The sequence below is a fragment of the Rhodococcoides kyotonense genome (genome assembly GCF_900188125.1).
Lineage (GTDB): Bacteria > Actinomycetota > Actinomycetes > Mycobacteriales > Mycobacteriaceae > Rhodococcoides > Rhodococcoides kyotonense.
The window spans coordinates 245,211-260,069 of the sequence record NZ_FZOW01000008.1 but is presented as its reverse complement, the minus strand read 5'-3'; the positions used below and the strand labels follow the sequence as shown (position 1 = coordinate 260,069).

The window sequence follows — 14,859 nt, the reverse complement described above, 5'->3', positions numbered from 1 at the left end:
ACCTCGCTCGATGAAGGATGAGCGAGAGGCCTGTGATGGGGAAATGGTTCACCGAAGCGGTCGTGGACACCGGCCGCCTTCCGCTGTTCTTCCTGCTCGTGTCGTTTCTGCTTGCATTTCTGTTCATCCGGTTCAGCGTCCGCATGATCCGCGCGGAAGTGTCCTGGTGGCCGGGCAACGTCACGCCCGGCGGGATGCACATCCACCACGTCATGTTCGGACTCGTGATGGTCTTGATCTCGGGGTTCACGCTCGTCGCCCTCGCGAATTACCACACGCCGGTCGTCAATTGCATCCTGGCGAGTGTGTTCGGGGTCGGCAGTGCGTTGATGCTCGACGAGTTCGCGTTGATTCTGCATCTGCGCGACGTCTATTGGGCCGAGGAAGGGCGATCGTCGATCGATGCGGTCTTCGTCGCCTTCGCGATCTCGGCTCTGTTTCTGCTCGGAATCCACCCGGTCGGCTTCACCGGAGACTTCGAGGCTTACCAGCAGGATCGCTCGCTGCTGACACTCGGTCTGGTGCTCGCAGGGATCTTCTCGCAACTCGTGCTGGCCGCGATCACGTTGCTGAAGGGGAAACTGTGGACCGGGCTGGTCGGCATGTTCTTCGTGCCGTTACTCGTCGTCGGAGCGATTCGCATCGCCAGACCGTCGTCGCCGTGGGCACGGTGGAGGTACGCCGACAAGCCGGTGAAACAGACGCGAGCCTTCAATCGTGAGAAGCGTTTTCGTGAACCGGTCGTCCGCGCGAAAATCGTTGCGCAGGAAGCTCTCTCCGGTCGGTTCGGGGTTCCGATCGAGAGGACACCCGAGAGTGCCGAAACGCCAGTGGTTCTGCCGTCCCGCAAGCTGCCCAACCGATGGGTGGCTGGTGTTCGGTGGAGTCGCACGCGGCGGCGGCTGAAACGGACTCCCGTATGGCGCCTGCCCGCCCTTCTCGTGACGATGTCGATCGTGCTGGCGTTCGTCTTCGTCGCTCTCGACGACGAGGCCGGGACCGGTGGTGCCGTCACGATCGAAGGCGAGCTCGACATCGGTGCGACGGCCACGCTGCTCAGCGTCATCGCCGGTGGCATGATCACGCTGACGGGTCTGGTGTTCACTGCGATCACACTCGCGATGCAGTTCGGCGCGTCGCAGATCTCGGTGCGCGTCGTTCCGATGTTGCAGCAGGAAGCCGTGATGCGGTGGTCCATCGGAATGTTCCTGTCCACGTTCGTGTTCTCGCTCATCATCGCCGCCGATCTGGCGTTGTCGGGGGAATGGACGGCGCCGGTGTTGTCGACGTCGATTGCGGTGCTGCTGTCCTTCGTCAGCGCGTTCCTCTTCATCGCTCTCGTTGCACGTGTCGGCGTCGTGTTGAACTCCGCACGTCTGCTCAGATGGATTGCGGGGCAAGGCAGAACGTCGATCGTCCGACTGTATCCGTCGGTGTCGACTGCGTCGGACGAGGCGCCAACACCTGCACCCGTGTACGTCCTTCCTCCCGACGAACCGACCGGCCGCACGACGGTACGCCTGAAGCAACTGTCACCCGAAGGGCGAATCCTCCTCGCTGTCAATCTGATTCGAATCGAGCGACTCGCCGACAAGTGGGGAGTCTCGGTGGAGTTGATGCCGTCGATCGGGGAGTTCGTCGCGCAGGATGCGGTGCTGTTCGTGATCGACGGCCCGCAGCTGCGGGTGCGGCCCCATCAGCTCATGGCGTGCCTGGTGTTCGGTGATACACACAGTCCGACAGTCAGTCCCGCGGCTGCGCTGCAGGCGATCGTCGACATCGCGTTGAAAGCTCTCTCGCCTGCGATCAATGATCCAGGGCGTGCCGTGCAGGCGATCGATCATCTGGAAGATCTGTTGATGACGATCGCGCCGCGTGTTCGGTCCGAGTCCGACGAGTCGGCACCCACTCGTATACGCGGTACGCGTCGCAGCTGGGCCGATTACGTCACCATCGCGACCGACGAGATCCGGCACTTCAGCACCAATTCGAGTCAGGTGCAGCGACGGCTGCGCTCGCTGTTCGTCACGTTGCTCGCGTCGTGCCCGCCCGATCAGCATCCGCCGTTGCTCGCTCGAATCGACGCCCTCGACGCGCAGGTCGCGCACGAGTGGAAGAACGATCTCGACGCAGGCCTCGCGAGCGTCGCGGATCCACAGGGGCTCGGGTCCGAGCGTGGGTCGTCGGGCAGGATTCTTCCGCTCGTCGTCGGACCCCGCCACAAGAACCTGTGAGCAGGCCCAAGTTCGACCCGGTGCGCTTCCGACTTCTAACAGACTTCCATCGGCCTGCGGTTTCGACCGGTCGAACGCACCTACGCTCTCGTAGGTAATCGATCAGAGGAGGCATGTCCATGGTCAGGGAACTGACACAACTGGAGTTGCTGCGTGAGCTCGTCCCCGTCGCAGAGGACAACGTGAACCGTCACTTGTCCATGGCGCGGGAGTGGCATCCGCACGACTACGTGCCGTGGGACGAAGGTCGTAACTTCGCCGCGTTGGGCGGTGTGGACTACGACCCGGAGCAGAGTCAACTGTCCGAGGTCGCCAAGGCCGCGATGATCACCAACCTGCTCACCGAGGACAACCTGCCGTCCTACCACCGTGAGATCGCCGAGAACTTCTCGCAGGACGGCGCCTGGGGCACGTGGGTCGGCCGCTGGACCGCCGAGGAGAATCGCCACGGCATCGTCATGCGCGACTACTTGGTCGTGACCCGCGGCGTCGATCCCGTCGCACTCGAAGAAGCCCGCATGATCCACATGACCAACGGGTTCGCCTCTCCCGCCGGATCGCACACCGGGCTGTTGCATTCGGTGTCGTACGTGACGTTCCAGGAACTCGCGACGCGTGTCTCGCACCGCAACACCGGCAAGGTGTGCGACGACCCGATCGCGGACCGCATGCTGCAACGCATCGCCGCCGACGAGAACCTGCACATGATGTTCTACCGCAACATCTGTGGCGCCGCGATGGACATCGCACCGGATCAGACTCTCGATGCGGTGGGCGACATCGTCATGAACTTCCAGATGCCCGGCGCCGGGATGCCGAACTTCCGACGCAACGGCGTGCTCATGGCCAAGCACGGAATCTACGACCTGCGTCAGCACCTCGAAGAGGTCGTGTGGCCCGTGCTGCGCAAGTGGAAGATTTTCGAGCGCGAGGACTTCACCGGCCGCGGCGAGAACAAGCGCGAAGAGCTCGCCGTTTTCCTCGAGGACCTCGAGCGTCAGGCCACCAAGTTCGAGGAGATGCGGGATCGGTCACTGGCACGGGACGCCGCGCGAAAAGCGTCGTAGGGGCTTCGCCCATGTGCACGAAAATACATAGCCCGCTATGTATTTTCGTGCACGTGCGGCGGAGCCGCCTTCAGTCTGTACCGATGCACCGGCCGCCCCGCGCGGCCGTATTCCAGACGCACCTCGAGCACACCCGTCGACGCGTAGTGCTCGAGGTACCGCCGCACGCTGACGCGAGACAATCCCGCCGACTCGGCGCACTCGCTGGCCGAGACCTCACCCGACGACTGTACGGTTTCGAGAATCAGTCGGCCCGTCACGGGACTCAGCCCCTTGGGGAGCTGGACCTTGGGAAGCGCTGCGCCGAACAGTGAATCGATGAGCGACTGATCGACGGTGCCGGAGTCGGCGAGGGCGCGCGCTCGGCGTCGAAAATTGTCGAGTTTCTCGACCAGTTGAGGATATTCGAAGGGCTTCACGAGATAGTCCGACGCACCGCCGTGCAGAGCCCGACTCACGGTGTCGAGTTCGCGGGCCGCGGTGACGACGATGACGGCGACCGAGCTGCCCTCGCCCCGCAACTGCTGCAGGGCGTCGAGGCCGGATCGGTCTGGTAGGTACACATCGAGGAGTACGAGGTCGGGCGTCGAATCACGCACGGCCGCAAGCGCATCCGCAGCAGAATGGACGACGCGGCTGACCCGGAAACCGGGTGTGGCATCGACGAATCGGCGATGTACCTCGGCGACCATGAAGTCGTCGTCGACCACGAGGACGTCGTACTCGCGCTCAACCATTGCGGTCGATTCTATCGGCGGGGATGTGAACGGTGAACAGGGCACCGCCGGTCTCGGATGCGTCGGACACCGTCGCGGTGCCGCCGTGCTGAGTGCTGACGATGCGCACGAGTGCGAGCCCGATGCCGCGACCGCCCGGGGTGTGCGATTTCGACGTCACGCCGCGTGCGAACACCTCGTCGCGCATGGTGGCGGGCACGCCAGGGCCCGAATCGGCGACGCGTACCTCGATGCCGTCGCTGTCGTCGATGGTCACCACGGTGCGCGCGTCGGGACGTCCGCTGGAGGCGTCGACGGCGTTGTCGATCAGGTTGCCGAGGACGGTGATGATGTCCGTCGCCAGTTCGGGATCGAGAGATCGTAGGTGCGACGACGGATCGAGCTCCAGCGCGACGCCCGTCTCGGCCGCGAGTGACGTCTTGGCGATCAACAGTGCGGCGACGGCGGGATCCGAAATGTGCTGTGTCACCGAGTCGTTGATCTCGGCGCGACGACGCGTCAGCGTGCCGACGAAATCGGTGACCGCCTGGTGATCCCCCAGCTGATTGAGCCCCGAGATCGTGTGCAGCTGGTTCGCGAATTCGTGTGTCTGGGCGCGCAGGGTGTCGGTGACGGACCGGTGCGACGACAGCTGGCTCTGCATCCTCGCCAACTCCGTGCTGTCCCGCATCGTGGTGACCGTTCCGATGCGCCTGCCCTTGCTCGATGCGGCGCGTCGGCTGAGCACCAGAACCCTTGTTGCAGTGGTGAGTACGGAGTCACCGCTGCCGCGTGGATCCACCAGATAGTCGCGTACCGCCGGTTCGAGTGCGAGATCGTCGACTCCACGGCCCACCGCGTCGCGTACGCCGAGGAGTTCGGCGGCGGAGTCGTTGAGCACGGTGACGATTCCGTCGGGATTCACGGCGACTACACCTTCGCCGATGCTGTGCAGCAATGCTTCTCGATGATCTGCGAGGTTGGCGATCTCCTCGATTTCCAGGCCGCGCGTGTGCGTCTTGATTCGTCGCGACAACAGTACGGACCCGACGAGGCCGAGCCCCGCGCCGATGCCGAGATACAGCAGCAGAGGAGGCCCTGCAGCGACGACGAGCTCCCACGTCGACGGGTACGACGTGCTGACGGCGACGACTCCCAGCACGTCCCCGCTCGCCGACAGTACGGGGACGTGCCCGGTGATGGAACTGTGTCCGTCGACGACGGCGTCGCCGGTCCAGGCTCTGCCGTCGGGTGCCAGGCTGTCGCCGAGCTCGCCAGGTTGCCCGTTCCGATCGGGGACCGAGGAGGAGGCGATCGTGCCTGCCGCATTCACGACGTCGGCGACGGTGGCGCCGGACAGGTCGACCGCACGCCCGACCTCGGGAGCGAGCACACGGTCGGATTCGGGTGTATCGATCTGCTCGCGAACGACGGGCGTCGACGCAAGATTCTCGGCGACCGCGATCATGCGGGCGCCTTGACTGTCGCGGAACTCGGAACTCGTCTGATGCACCGAGACGCCCGCAACCGCGACGAGCACGACCGCGACGACGACCAATTGCAGGAGCAGGACCTGGTGGGCCAGGCTCCGAACCCTCTTTCGCCGTCGCGTCATGCTGTTCATCATTGCGGCCGCGTCATACCGATGCGAGTACGTACACGACGCAGGACAGCCCGAATCCGACGATCGAGATCAGGGTCTTGATGACACTCCATGTCTTGAACGTCGTCGGGACGTCCATTCCGAGCAGCTTGCCGATGAGCCAGAAGCTCGCGTCGTTGACGTGCGGGAAGATCGACGAGCCTGCGGCGAGCGCGAGGATCATCGCGACGGTCTGTACCGGGTTGAGTCCGGCGGCCATGATCGACGCCCCGAGCAGGCCTGCGGACGTGGTGATCGCGACGGTCGCCGTTCCCAGCGCGATGCGCAGGATCGCAGCGACGATGAACGTCGAGACGATCAGTGGGAGGCCGAGGTCGCGCAGTGTCTCGGCAAGAGCGTCGCCGATGCCGCTGGCCAGCAGGACCGCGCCGAACATTCCGCCTGCGCCGGTGATGAGCACGACGGGAGCGATCGGCTTGAGCGCGTTGTCCAGCAGATCCTCGACGAAATCTGCTGTGCGGCCACGTCGAAGCGCGAGAACGTAGGTCGAGACCAGCACCGTGATGAGCAGAGCAACAGGGGTCGAACCGATGACCTGCGGGACGGTCACCCACGGGGAGTTCTCGTCCATGCTGCCGGTGCGCGCCGCCGTGGTCACCGCGGTGTTCGCGAAGATGAGCAGCAACGGGAGCATGAGCAACGCGATGATGGTGCCGGGCTTCGGTGGGTTTTCGACGGTCTCGACCTGGGGCCCGCCGCTGAGCAGATCGGGTACGGGCAGGTAGATTCGCTTGCCGATGAACGTGCCGTACAGGTGTCCGGCGATGTACCAGGTGGGGACCGCGACGAGGATGCCGATCAGGATCGTCAGGCCGACGTCACCGCCCAGGAGAACCGTCGACGCGACGGCGCCCGGGTGCGGCGGCAGGAAGACGTGCATTGTGGACAGTGCTGCGGCAGCAGGCAATACGTAGAGAAGAACGCTTCCGCCGAGCCTGCGTGCGACGCTGAAGATGATGGGAAGCATCACCATGAACGCGGCGTCGAAGAAGATCGGGAAGCCGAAGAGCAGTGATGCAACGCCGAGCGCGAACGGCGCACGTTTGTCGCCGAACTTGCGAATCAGCGCGTCGGACAACGCTTGTGCGCCACCGCTGATCTCGGCGAGACGGCCGAACATCGCGCCGAGTCCGACGAGCAGAGCGACTTCGCCGAGCGTGGCCCCGAAGCCGTCTATCAGTACGTCCTGAATCTCCGAGATCGGGATCTGTGCCGCGAAAGCCGTTGCGATGGAGACGATCACGAGAGCAAGCAGTGGGTGCAGCTTGAACTTGATGATCATCAGCAGCAGTACCACGATGGCCACGACGGCGATCGACAGCAGGGCCGGTGTGGAAAGGGTTTGGACCCAGTCGTCCACGAGAAGTCCTTCCGTGTTCTGAGCGCACCGAAGAGAACCCGCGGTGCTGTGAAAAAGGGGAAATCTTTCTCTATCGAGTGATGCCGAGTCCTGTCAGCGTCTCGGTCATTCGAACATCTGCTGCTGCAAGGAATTCAGCGAAATCGGTCCCTGTCAGGAAGGAGTCGGTCCACCTGTGCCGAGTGAGGGCCTCGTGCCACTCGTCGGTGTCGTGCATCTGTCGCAACATGTCGATGAGGTTGTCGCGGGTGCTCTCGGGAATGTCGGGCGGAGCGACGAATCCGCGCCAGTTGGTGAATGCGAGGTCTATTCCGGAGTCCACGAGAGTCGGCGCGTCGAGTCCGGAATCGCCTGATACCGCGAGGATTCGGAGTGATCCGCCCGCGATCTGCTCGACGTACTCACCCGCTCCTGCGATACCGACGTCGACACTGCCGTCGAGCACCGCCGTCAGCAGATCGCCTGCACCGTCGAACGACACGATGTCGAGTGCACTGGGATCGATGCCCGCTGCGCGCGCCGTTTCGAGTGCGAAGATGTGGTCGGGACCTCCGATGGCAGAACCCGCACCCACGGTGACCGACGCCGGATCGGTCCGCCATCTGTCGACGAGTGCGCCGACGGAGTTCAGCGGTGAGTTCGACCGCACCACAAGAGCTTCCGGCTCGTCGACGAGACGGGCGAGGGCCGTGGCGTCGGACAGGCCCCATGGCGCACCGTCGACCTGTGCGACGCCGACGACTCCGACGCCGACCATCGCGAGCAGATGTTCGTTCCCGGTCTCGCGCATCAGTCGCGCCAGAGCGACCGATCCTCCACCGCCGATCACGTTGAACTTCTCGATGGGGCCGCTGAGCCGAAAATTCTCGAGGATGCGAGACGCGGTACGCGCGGTGACGTCGTAGCCCCCGCCCGGAGTGTTGGGAATGAGCATGCGCAGGTTCTGGTCCTGCGGTCCAGGCGACCCACTCGCGCAGCCGACCGACAGTGCCACCGGCAGAGTTGCCAGGCATGTCAGGGCGCGTCGTCGTGTCATCGGGCTGGAGATGTTCATCGTGAGTCTCATCATGGCTCACGTCGTGATCGCCGTCACCCATAGGAAACCAATGGACGCAAAGGTCTTTCTGGTCGTGAGTAGGGTGTGGTGTGCAGCAATTCTGGGACCGCATTTCCGCGGTGAGTCCTGACCCTCCGGTGTGGATTGTTCAACTCACGGCGTTGGTCGCGCTTGCCATCGTGCTGATACCGCAGACGTGGCGGATTGCCCGCAACGTCGTGACGATCGCCCATGAGGGCGCGCATTTGTTCTTCGCGCTGATCACCGGCCGCCAGCTGATGGGTGTGCGGCTGCACTCGGATACGTCGGGTGTCGCGATTTCGAAGGGCAAGCCGACGGGACTCGGTGTCATCGTGATGACGTTCGCCGGATACGTCGGGCCGTCGTTGCTCGGGCTCGGTGCCGCACTCGTGCTCGGCACACAGCACGCCATCGCGGTGCTGTGGATCGGAGTGGTCTCGATCGCGTTGATGCTCTTGATGATTCGCAACCTCTACGGGCTGCTGTCGCTCGTCACGGTCGGCGCGCTGCTGTTCGCGGTCTCGTGGTGGGGAACAGGTGAGCAGCAGGTCGCTGCCGCGTACTTCATCACGTTCTTTCTGCTGATCGCCGCGCCGAGGCCCGTCCTCGAACTGCAACGATCTCGCAGTGCGGGACGGGCTCGGGACTCCGACGCCGATCAGTTGGCCCGTTTGACGTTCCTACCAGGGATCGTCTGGGTGGGCCTGTTTCTGCTGGTTACGGTCGGCTCTCTTGCAGTGGGCGCGTGGCGGATTCTGGTGCCGGTGCAGTGACATCGACGCCACTGGCGTCGTTGCCGGTGAAGTAGAACATTGCCCGACGAGCGTCGACTTGTTGCTCGGTGATGGCGAGTTGGCCGCGGCCTCGGGAGAAGAACGCGGTCAGCCAGGAGATGACGGTGGTCAGGCGGCTGCGGAAGCCGACGATGTAGAGCAGGTGGACCAGCAGCCACATCACCCAGGCGATGAAGCCGGTGATCTTGATGGGTCCGACCTGCGCGACAGCGGAGAAGCGGGACACCGTCGCCATCGAGCCCTTGTCGAAGTACTTGAACGGAACCCGCTCGGGCACGGTCTTGCCTGCGCGGACCGCTTCGACGCCGTCTTCGATGACGCGTGCTGCGTAGCGTCCGCCCTGGATCGCGACCTGCGCGACGCCGGGGAGCTTGTCGAGGGCCATCATGTCGCCGACGACGAATACCTCGGGGTGGCCCGGGAGCGAGAGGTCCTTGTTGACCATGACTCGTCCTGCGCGGTCGATCTCGGCGCCGGACTGGGCGGCGAGGGTCTTGCCGAGGGGGCTGGCGGCGACGCCTGCGGACCAGACCTTCGTCTTGGATGCGATGCGGCGGATGGTGCCGTCACTGTCCTTGACGGTGAGGCCGCCCTCGTCGAGGTCGGTGACCATCGCGCCGAGTTGGATGTCGACGCCCATCTTCGTCAGGCGCTTGGCGGCGGCCTGGCCGAGGGAGTCGGCGAACGGCGGCAGAACTTTGGGGGCGGCGTCGAGCAGGATGATCTTCGCCGAGCGTGAGTCGATGTGGCGGAACGTGCCGTCGAGGGTTTTGTTGGCGAGTTCGGCGATCTGACCTGCCATTTCGACGCCGGTGGGTCCTGCTCCGACGACGACGAACGTCAGCAGCTTGTCGATCTCGTCGGGATCGGTGGACAGTTCCGCCTGATCGAACGCGCCGATGATGCGGCCGCGGAGCTCGAGGGCGTCGTCGATGGTCTTCATGCCGGGGGCGTATTCGGCGAAGTGGTCGTTGCCGAAGTAGGACTGGCCGGCTCCTGCGGCGACGATGAGGCTGTCGTAGCTGGTTTCGGTGATGCGTTCGAGGAACTGGCTGGTGACGGTCTTGTTCTCGAGGTCGATCGAGTTGACGTCACCGAGGATGACGGAGGCGTTGTGCTGGTCCTTGAGGATCATGCGCGTCGAGGGCGCGATTTCGCCTTCGGAGAGGATGCCGGTGGCCACCTGGTACAGCAGCGGCTGGAACAGGTGGTGGGTGGTCTTCGCGATCAACGTGACGTCGACGTTGGCTTTGCGCAGTTGTTTCGCTGCGAACAGCCCACCGAACCCGGAGCCGATGATGACGACGTGATGCCGGTGAACTCGCCGGGCGAGGGCCGGGGTGAGTTCTGGCGTGTTGGACACGACTGTGTTGGATACAGACATCGATGTGTCCTTCCGGATTCGGGACGGGTCGGTGTGGGACCCGTCATGTGTGCTGTGTCACTATTGTGATTGAAGAGTACACCACTCCATGTGCGAATGTTAAGACAATCAAGTTCGGTGAATTATTCCAGGGTGATCAGGCGGTAAGGCCGGCCCACAGCAGACTGGCCGCGGCCTCGACGACCACGTCGACATCGGCACCGTCGAGCATTTGACCTGCGGCAAGAGTTGCGATCCCGTGGAACGTCGAGAACGTCACGAGGGCAATGGTCTTGGCGTCACCTGATCGGATGTCTCCCGACGCCTGAGCGTCCTCGACGACCGAGACCGTCAGATCCATCGACGACTGCCCGGCGGCTATCAGCTGCGCCGTCGCGCCCGGTGTGTGTTTGGTGCTGTACATCAGCGCCAGGAGCGCGGCGTTGTCCAACGCGAAGTGGACGTAGGTGTGCGCGAGCGCGAACATTCGGGAGCGGGCGTCCGCCGGACCGTCGACGGCATTGGTCATGGCCGCGGTCATCCTGTGGAACCCGGATTCGGCCAGGGCGTCGAGCAGCGTTTGTTTGTCGCGAAAGTGCTTGCTCGGTGCTGCATGACTCACGCCGACGTCCCGGGCCAACTGTCGCAGCGACAAGCCCTCGACACCCACTCGGGTCAGCGTCGCCTCTGCTTGTTCGAGAAGGGTCGATCGCAGGTTTCCGTGGTGGTAGGGCTGTTCGGGCACGGAGTTCAGCCTATCTCAATGTTGTCATTGACAACTATGGTGTCACTGCCTACATTGGTCTTCATCCGATTCGAGGGAGGCATCTCATGACGCTCGACGTTCGAAACACCACCGTTCTCATCACTGGGGCCAGCGCGGGGCTCGGTACCGAATTCGCGCATCGGTTTGCTGCGCGAGGGGCCGATCTGGTGTTGGTAGCTCGGCGTGTCGATCGGCTCGAAGATGTTGCGGCACAGATTCGTTCGAAACACGATGTTGCCGTGACGGTGTTGCCGGCCGATCTCGCCAAACCCGGCGCCGGTGCAAGGCTCAAGCAGCAGTTGGACGACAGAGGAATCACCGTGTCGTCGCTCGTCAACAACGCAGGCTTCGGGTCGCACGGCGCTTTCGTCGGCGCCGACGCCGATCGAGCTGCCCGTGAAATTCAGCTGAATGTCGGCTCCCTCGTGGAGCTTTCGAGAGTCTTCATGCCGGATCTGCTCACCGGCCACGGTGCGCTGGTGAACATCGCGAGCACGGCTGCCTATCAGCCCACTCCCGGGATGGCTGTGTACGGGGCGACCAAGGCGTTCGTCCTGAGCTTCACCGAGGCGTTGTGGTTCGAGGCGCGCGGGACGACGCTGTCGGTTCTCGCCGTGTCACCCGGCCCCACCGAGACCGAATTCTTCGACGTCGTCGGGACCGAGGATGCTGCGGTAGGACGCAAACAGACGGCGGAACAGGTTGTAGCGGCGGCATTCTCGGCGCTCGACCGCACGTTCAACCCGCCGAGCACCGTATCCGGCATCGCGAACTGGATTTCCTCGATCAGCACTCGGTTGGTGACCAGGAGGCTCGCGGTACTCATCTCCGGGCGGATGCTTGGCAACGTCAGCGCGTCCCGTCAAGTGGTGTGAGGGGTGCGCTTTCCCGTCTTCCGGTCGACGTCGTAGAGCACGTCGGGCGAATCCGGGTGGTAGTGGATCGGCCGTGGATCGCCTGCGCGTCTCGCTCCCGCGATCAGCGAAAGGAAGCCACCGCCGATCAGGACGACGGCCGCGAGTCCCGCAATCGTCGCCCACCCTCCGTACCCGCTGCCGAGGGCCGTCAAGAAGAGCGCCGCGGCTACGACGCCGGTCATCAGCATGATCACCGCCGCCCTGTTCTCGGCGGTCTTGATCCACCTCCGATTTGCCGCATTCCTGGGCTGAGTCATGGCTCCATCCTTTCGTGATCCGGCTCACATCGAATACCCGTGTATCGCCGTTTCACTCCCGGACGTGACCGAAAATCGAGGCAGTTAAGCTTCACGAATGGAGCGACCAGCGGTAATTCTCGAGAACGATGAGACGGTCTACGACTTCTATCTGCGGCATCAGCAGAACCGCCAGGTGGCACGTCTCGCGTATGCAGCACTTGCCCGACGCTTCAAGCCGCGGCTGAGCTACTCCGACGGCGCACGCGAGGAACTGCGCAGGCTCGTCTACGACGACACGCGGCTGATCATCGCGATCAATCACCTCACCGAAACCGATCCGTACACCGTTGCGGCGACGGCATGGGCGTCGCCGCTGCGTCCCGTCATTGGGCGTACTCGTGTGCTGGCGAAGGACGAGCTGTTCGAGGAACCCAAGCAGCGCAGGCGAATAGACATGATGGGCGGCATCCCGGTCTTCCGCGGAAAGAATCACGGCATGCGCGCCGTCAGCGCAGCAGGCAACCGAATGATGGACGTCAGCGCCGAGAGGATGCGCCGTGGCGACGACCTTGCAGTGTTCCCCGAGGGGACCTGCAATCTGGAGAATCCGTTGCGGGTCCAGCACGTCGGCAGCGGAATCGGGCACATCGCGGCGCGCGCCCGCAAGCTGGGCGTCGACCCGGTTCTGATCTGTATCGGCCTCAGCTACGGATCTCCACAGAAGCTGAAATCCGCCAGTGTCTACATCGACTCACCGATCACCGATCTGCCCGACAAGCCGATCGACATCTCGCGCGTCGTCGCGGCCGGAATGCAAAAGGCACTCGACGGGGCGGTAGCGGCGTACTGAGCGGGTCGTTCCGCGGGCTCCACTCCTGCTGATCTGGTCATTCCGCGGGCTCCACTCCTGCTGACCGATCGCTCGGTTTGGTAGAAACAGTGCGAGGTTCTCATCGATCGCAACTTCAGGAGATGCACGTGAGTGATCAGATCAAAACTGCCGTCGTGACCGGAAGCGCCCGCGGAATCGGAGCCGCTGTCGCCAAACGCCTGGCCAAGGACGGATTCGGAGTCGCAGTCGTCGACCTCGACGAGGGCGCGTGCGCCGACACCGTCGGCGCCATCCAGGCTGCGGGAGGCCAGGCTGTGGCTGTCGGCGCGAACGTCGCCGACGAGCAGTCGGTTCAGACCGCGGTCGATCGGATCGCCTCCGAATTCGGAGCGCCGACGGTCCTCGTCAACAACGCGGGCATCACACGCGACAACCTGCTGTTCAAGATGACCGTCGACGACTGGGATTCCGTGCTCGGCGTGCACCTACGTGGCTCGTTCCTGATGACGCGTGCAGTGCAGAAGCACATGATCGACGCCAAGTGGGGGCGGATCGTGAATCTGTCGAGCACGTCGGCGCTCGGCAACCGGGGTCAGGCGAACTACGCAGCGGCCAAGGCAGGTATGCAGGGGTTCACCAAGACCCTCGCCATCGAGCTCGGCAAATTCGGTGTCACTGCCAACGCCATCGCACCGGGTTTCATCGAGACGGAGATGACCGCGGCCACCGCCGAACGCGTCGGAGTCTCGTTCGAGGATTTCAAAGCGGCTGCGGCATCACAGATTCCGGTCAATCGCGTCGGGCATCCCGACGACATCGCGCACCTCGCGTCGTTCTTCGTCAGCGAGGGTGCGGGCTTCATCTCCGGCCAGGTCGTCTACGCCGCGGGTGGTCCGAAGGACTGACATCCGTCTTCGCTTGAATGGTGCTTTCATACGATCAGACCGTATGAAAGCACCAGTCAAGCGGTGGGGTGCACGTCAGTAAGTGTAGAAACCCTTACCCGTCTTGCGGCCGAGCTGGCCGGCTTCGACCTTGCGACGCAGCAGTGGCGGCGGCGCGTAGTGCGGTTCGCCGAACTCCGCGTACAGGGACTCGGCGACGGCCAGAGTCACATCCAGTCCGACCGTGTCGGTCAGACGCAACGGTCCCATCGGATGCGCGCATCCGCTGACCATGCCGTCGTCGATGTCCTCGGCGCTCGCGAATCCGGACTCGAACATCCGGATCGCCGACACCATGTACGGGATCAGCAGCGCGTTGACGATGAAGCCCGCTCTGTCTCCGGAGCGAATCGTCTTCTTACCGAGCGTGTTTCCGGCGTACTCGGTGACCGCAGCAACTGTGTTCTCTTCGGTCACGAGGCTGACGACGATCTCCACCAACGGCAGCACCGGCACCGGATTGAAGAAGTGAACGCCGACGACCTTGCCCGGACGCTGAGTTGCGTTCGCCATCTTGATGACCGGGATCGACGACGTGTTGGTCGCCAGAATGCCCTCGGGCTTGACGATCGAATCGAGCTTGCCGAACAGATCCAGCTTGAGCGACTCGATCTCCGGGGCAGCTTCGACGACGAGGTCACGGTCCGCGAAATCCTCGATATCGAGCGTCAGAGTGATTGCCGCACGGGCCTTTTCGGCCGCGTCGGCCTCGATGCGACCGGACTTCACGGCGCGAGCGAACGACTTGTCGAGTCGGGCCTCCGCGGCATCGGCCGTCGTCTGCGAGGTTTCGAGGATCTTGACCGTCGACCCTGCGCGCGCTGCAACTTCTGCGATACCGGCGCCCATCGTGCCGCCGCCGATGACGCCTACCAGTTCGATGTTG

14 protein-coding genes are annotated in these 14,859 nt (G+C 63.9%); 6 read left to right on the top strand and 8 right to left on the bottom strand.

Annotation, left to right across the window (positions count from 1 at the left end):
- The first annotated feature begins 35 nt into the window (after positions 1-35).
- On the top strand, positions 36-2,234 hold the full coding sequence (locus CHB96_RS15600; protein ID WP_089247752.1) for a DUF2254 domain-containing protein: 2,199 nt from the start codon (positions 36-38) through the stop codon (positions 2,232-2,234).
- A 119-nt stretch (positions 2,235-2,353) separates the two neighbouring features.
- The gene (locus CHB96_RS15595; RefSeq protein ID WP_089247750.1) at positions 2,354-3,301 is read left to right on the top strand and encodes an acyl-ACP desaturase; all 948 of its coding nucleotides are present in this window, start codon (positions 2,354-2,356) and stop codon (positions 3,299-3,301) included.
- A 35-nt stretch (positions 3,302-3,336) separates the two neighbouring features.
- Here the strand turns inward: CHB96_RS15595 and CHB96_RS15590 are convergent, their stop codons facing one another.
- The 4 genes from CHB96_RS15590 to CHB96_RS15575 all read right to left on the bottom strand — a co-directional run bounded on the left by CHB96_RS15590 (position 3,337) and on the right by CHB96_RS15575 (position 8,094).
- The gene (locus CHB96_RS15590) at positions 3,337-4,038 is read right to left on the bottom strand and encodes a response regulator (protein WP_089247748.1); all 702 of its coding nucleotides are present in this window, start codon (positions 4,036-4,038) and stop codon (positions 3,337-3,339) included.
- Complete coding sequence (locus CHB96_RS15585; protein ID WP_089247871.1) at positions 4,031-5,641, bottom strand: sensor histidine kinase; 1,611 nt, start codon at positions 5,639-5,641, stop codon at positions 4,031-4,033. Before CHB96_RS15585 ends, CHB96_RS15590 begins: the two co-directional genes overlap by 8 nt.
- A 13-nt stretch (positions 5,642-5,654) precedes the next feature.
- The gene (locus CHB96_RS15580) at positions 5,655-7,040 is read right to left on the bottom strand and encodes a GntP family permease (RefSeq protein ID WP_089247746.1); all 1,386 of its coding nucleotides are present in this window, start codon (positions 7,038-7,040) and stop codon (positions 5,655-5,657) included.
- Between the two features lie 70 nt (positions 7,041-7,110).
- The gene (locus tag CHB96_RS15575; RefSeq protein WP_089247869.1) at positions 7,111-8,094 is read right to left on the bottom strand and encodes a Bug family tripartite tricarboxylate transporter substrate binding protein; all 984 of its coding nucleotides are present in this window, start codon (positions 8,092-8,094) and stop codon (positions 7,111-7,113) included.
- Between the two features lie 92 nt (positions 8,095-8,186).
- Between CHB96_RS15575 and CHB96_RS15570 the strand changes: the two genes are divergently transcribed.
- Positions 8,187-8,891 carry a M50 family metallopeptidase gene (locus CHB96_RS15570; RefSeq protein ID WP_089247744.1) on the top strand — a complete coding sequence of 235 codons (705 nt, stop codon included), beginning with the start codon at positions 8,187-8,189 and terminating at the stop codon, positions 8,889-8,891.
- Here the strand turns inward: CHB96_RS15570 and CHB96_RS15565 are convergent.
- Together CHB96_RS15565 and CHB96_RS15560 are read right to left on the bottom strand one after the other, a co-directional pair.
- Complete coding sequence (locus CHB96_RS15565) at positions 8,836-10,296, bottom strand: NAD(P)/FAD-dependent oxidoreductase (RefSeq protein WP_089247742.1); 1,461 nt, start codon at positions 10,294-10,296, stop codon at positions 8,836-8,838. The genes CHB96_RS15570 and CHB96_RS15565 overlap by 56 nt on opposite strands.
- Before the next feature lie 136 nt (positions 10,297-10,432).
- Entirely contained in the window at positions 10,433-11,029 is a 597-nt protein-coding gene (locus tag CHB96_RS15560; protein ID WP_371829019.1) for a TetR/AcrR family transcriptional regulator, read from the bottom strand.
- A gap of 77 nt (positions 11,030-11,106) precedes the next feature.
- Here CHB96_RS15560 and CHB96_RS15555 point away from each other — a divergent pair, with 77 nt between their 5' ends.
- Positions 11,107-11,916: an SDR family NAD(P)-dependent oxidoreductase gene (locus CHB96_RS15555; RefSeq protein ID WP_089247738.1), complete on the top strand. Its 810-nt coding sequence runs from the start codon at positions 11,107-11,109 to the stop codon at positions 11,914-11,916.
- Here the strand turns inward: CHB96_RS15555 and CHB96_RS15550 are convergent.
- Entirely contained in the window at positions 11,904-12,215 is a 312-nt protein-coding gene (locus tag CHB96_RS15550; protein ID WP_089247736.1) for a hypothetical protein, read from the bottom strand. The genes CHB96_RS15555 and CHB96_RS15550 overlap by 13 nt on opposite strands.
- Before the next feature lie 97 nt (positions 12,216-12,312).
- Between CHB96_RS15550 and CHB96_RS15545 the strand changes: the two genes are divergently transcribed.
- Together CHB96_RS15545 and fabG are read left to right on the top strand one after the other, a co-directional pair.
- Positions 12,313-13,047, top strand: coding sequence for a lysophospholipid acyltransferase family protein (locus tag CHB96_RS15545; protein ID WP_089247734.1), 735 nt, complete (start codon positions 12,313-12,315; stop codon positions 13,045-13,047).
- A 128-nt stretch (positions 13,048-13,175) separates the two neighbouring features.
- Positions 13,176-13,934, top strand: a complete 759-nt coding sequence (gene fabG / locus CHB96_RS15540) for a 3-oxoacyl-ACP reductase FabG (RefSeq protein ID WP_089247867.1) — start codon at positions 13,176-13,178, stop codon at positions 13,932-13,934.
- Between the two features lie 75 nt (positions 13,935-14,009).
- On the opposite strand, the gene CHB96_RS15535 is transcribed toward fabG, so the two are convergent.
- Positions 14,010-14,855 carry a 3-hydroxybutyryl-CoA dehydrogenase gene (locus CHB96_RS15535; protein ID WP_281254423.1) on the bottom strand — a complete coding sequence of 282 codons (846 nt, stop codon included), beginning with the start codon at positions 14,853-14,855 and terminating at the stop codon, positions 14,010-14,012.
- Between the last annotated feature and the right edge of the window lie 4 nt (positions 14,856-14,859).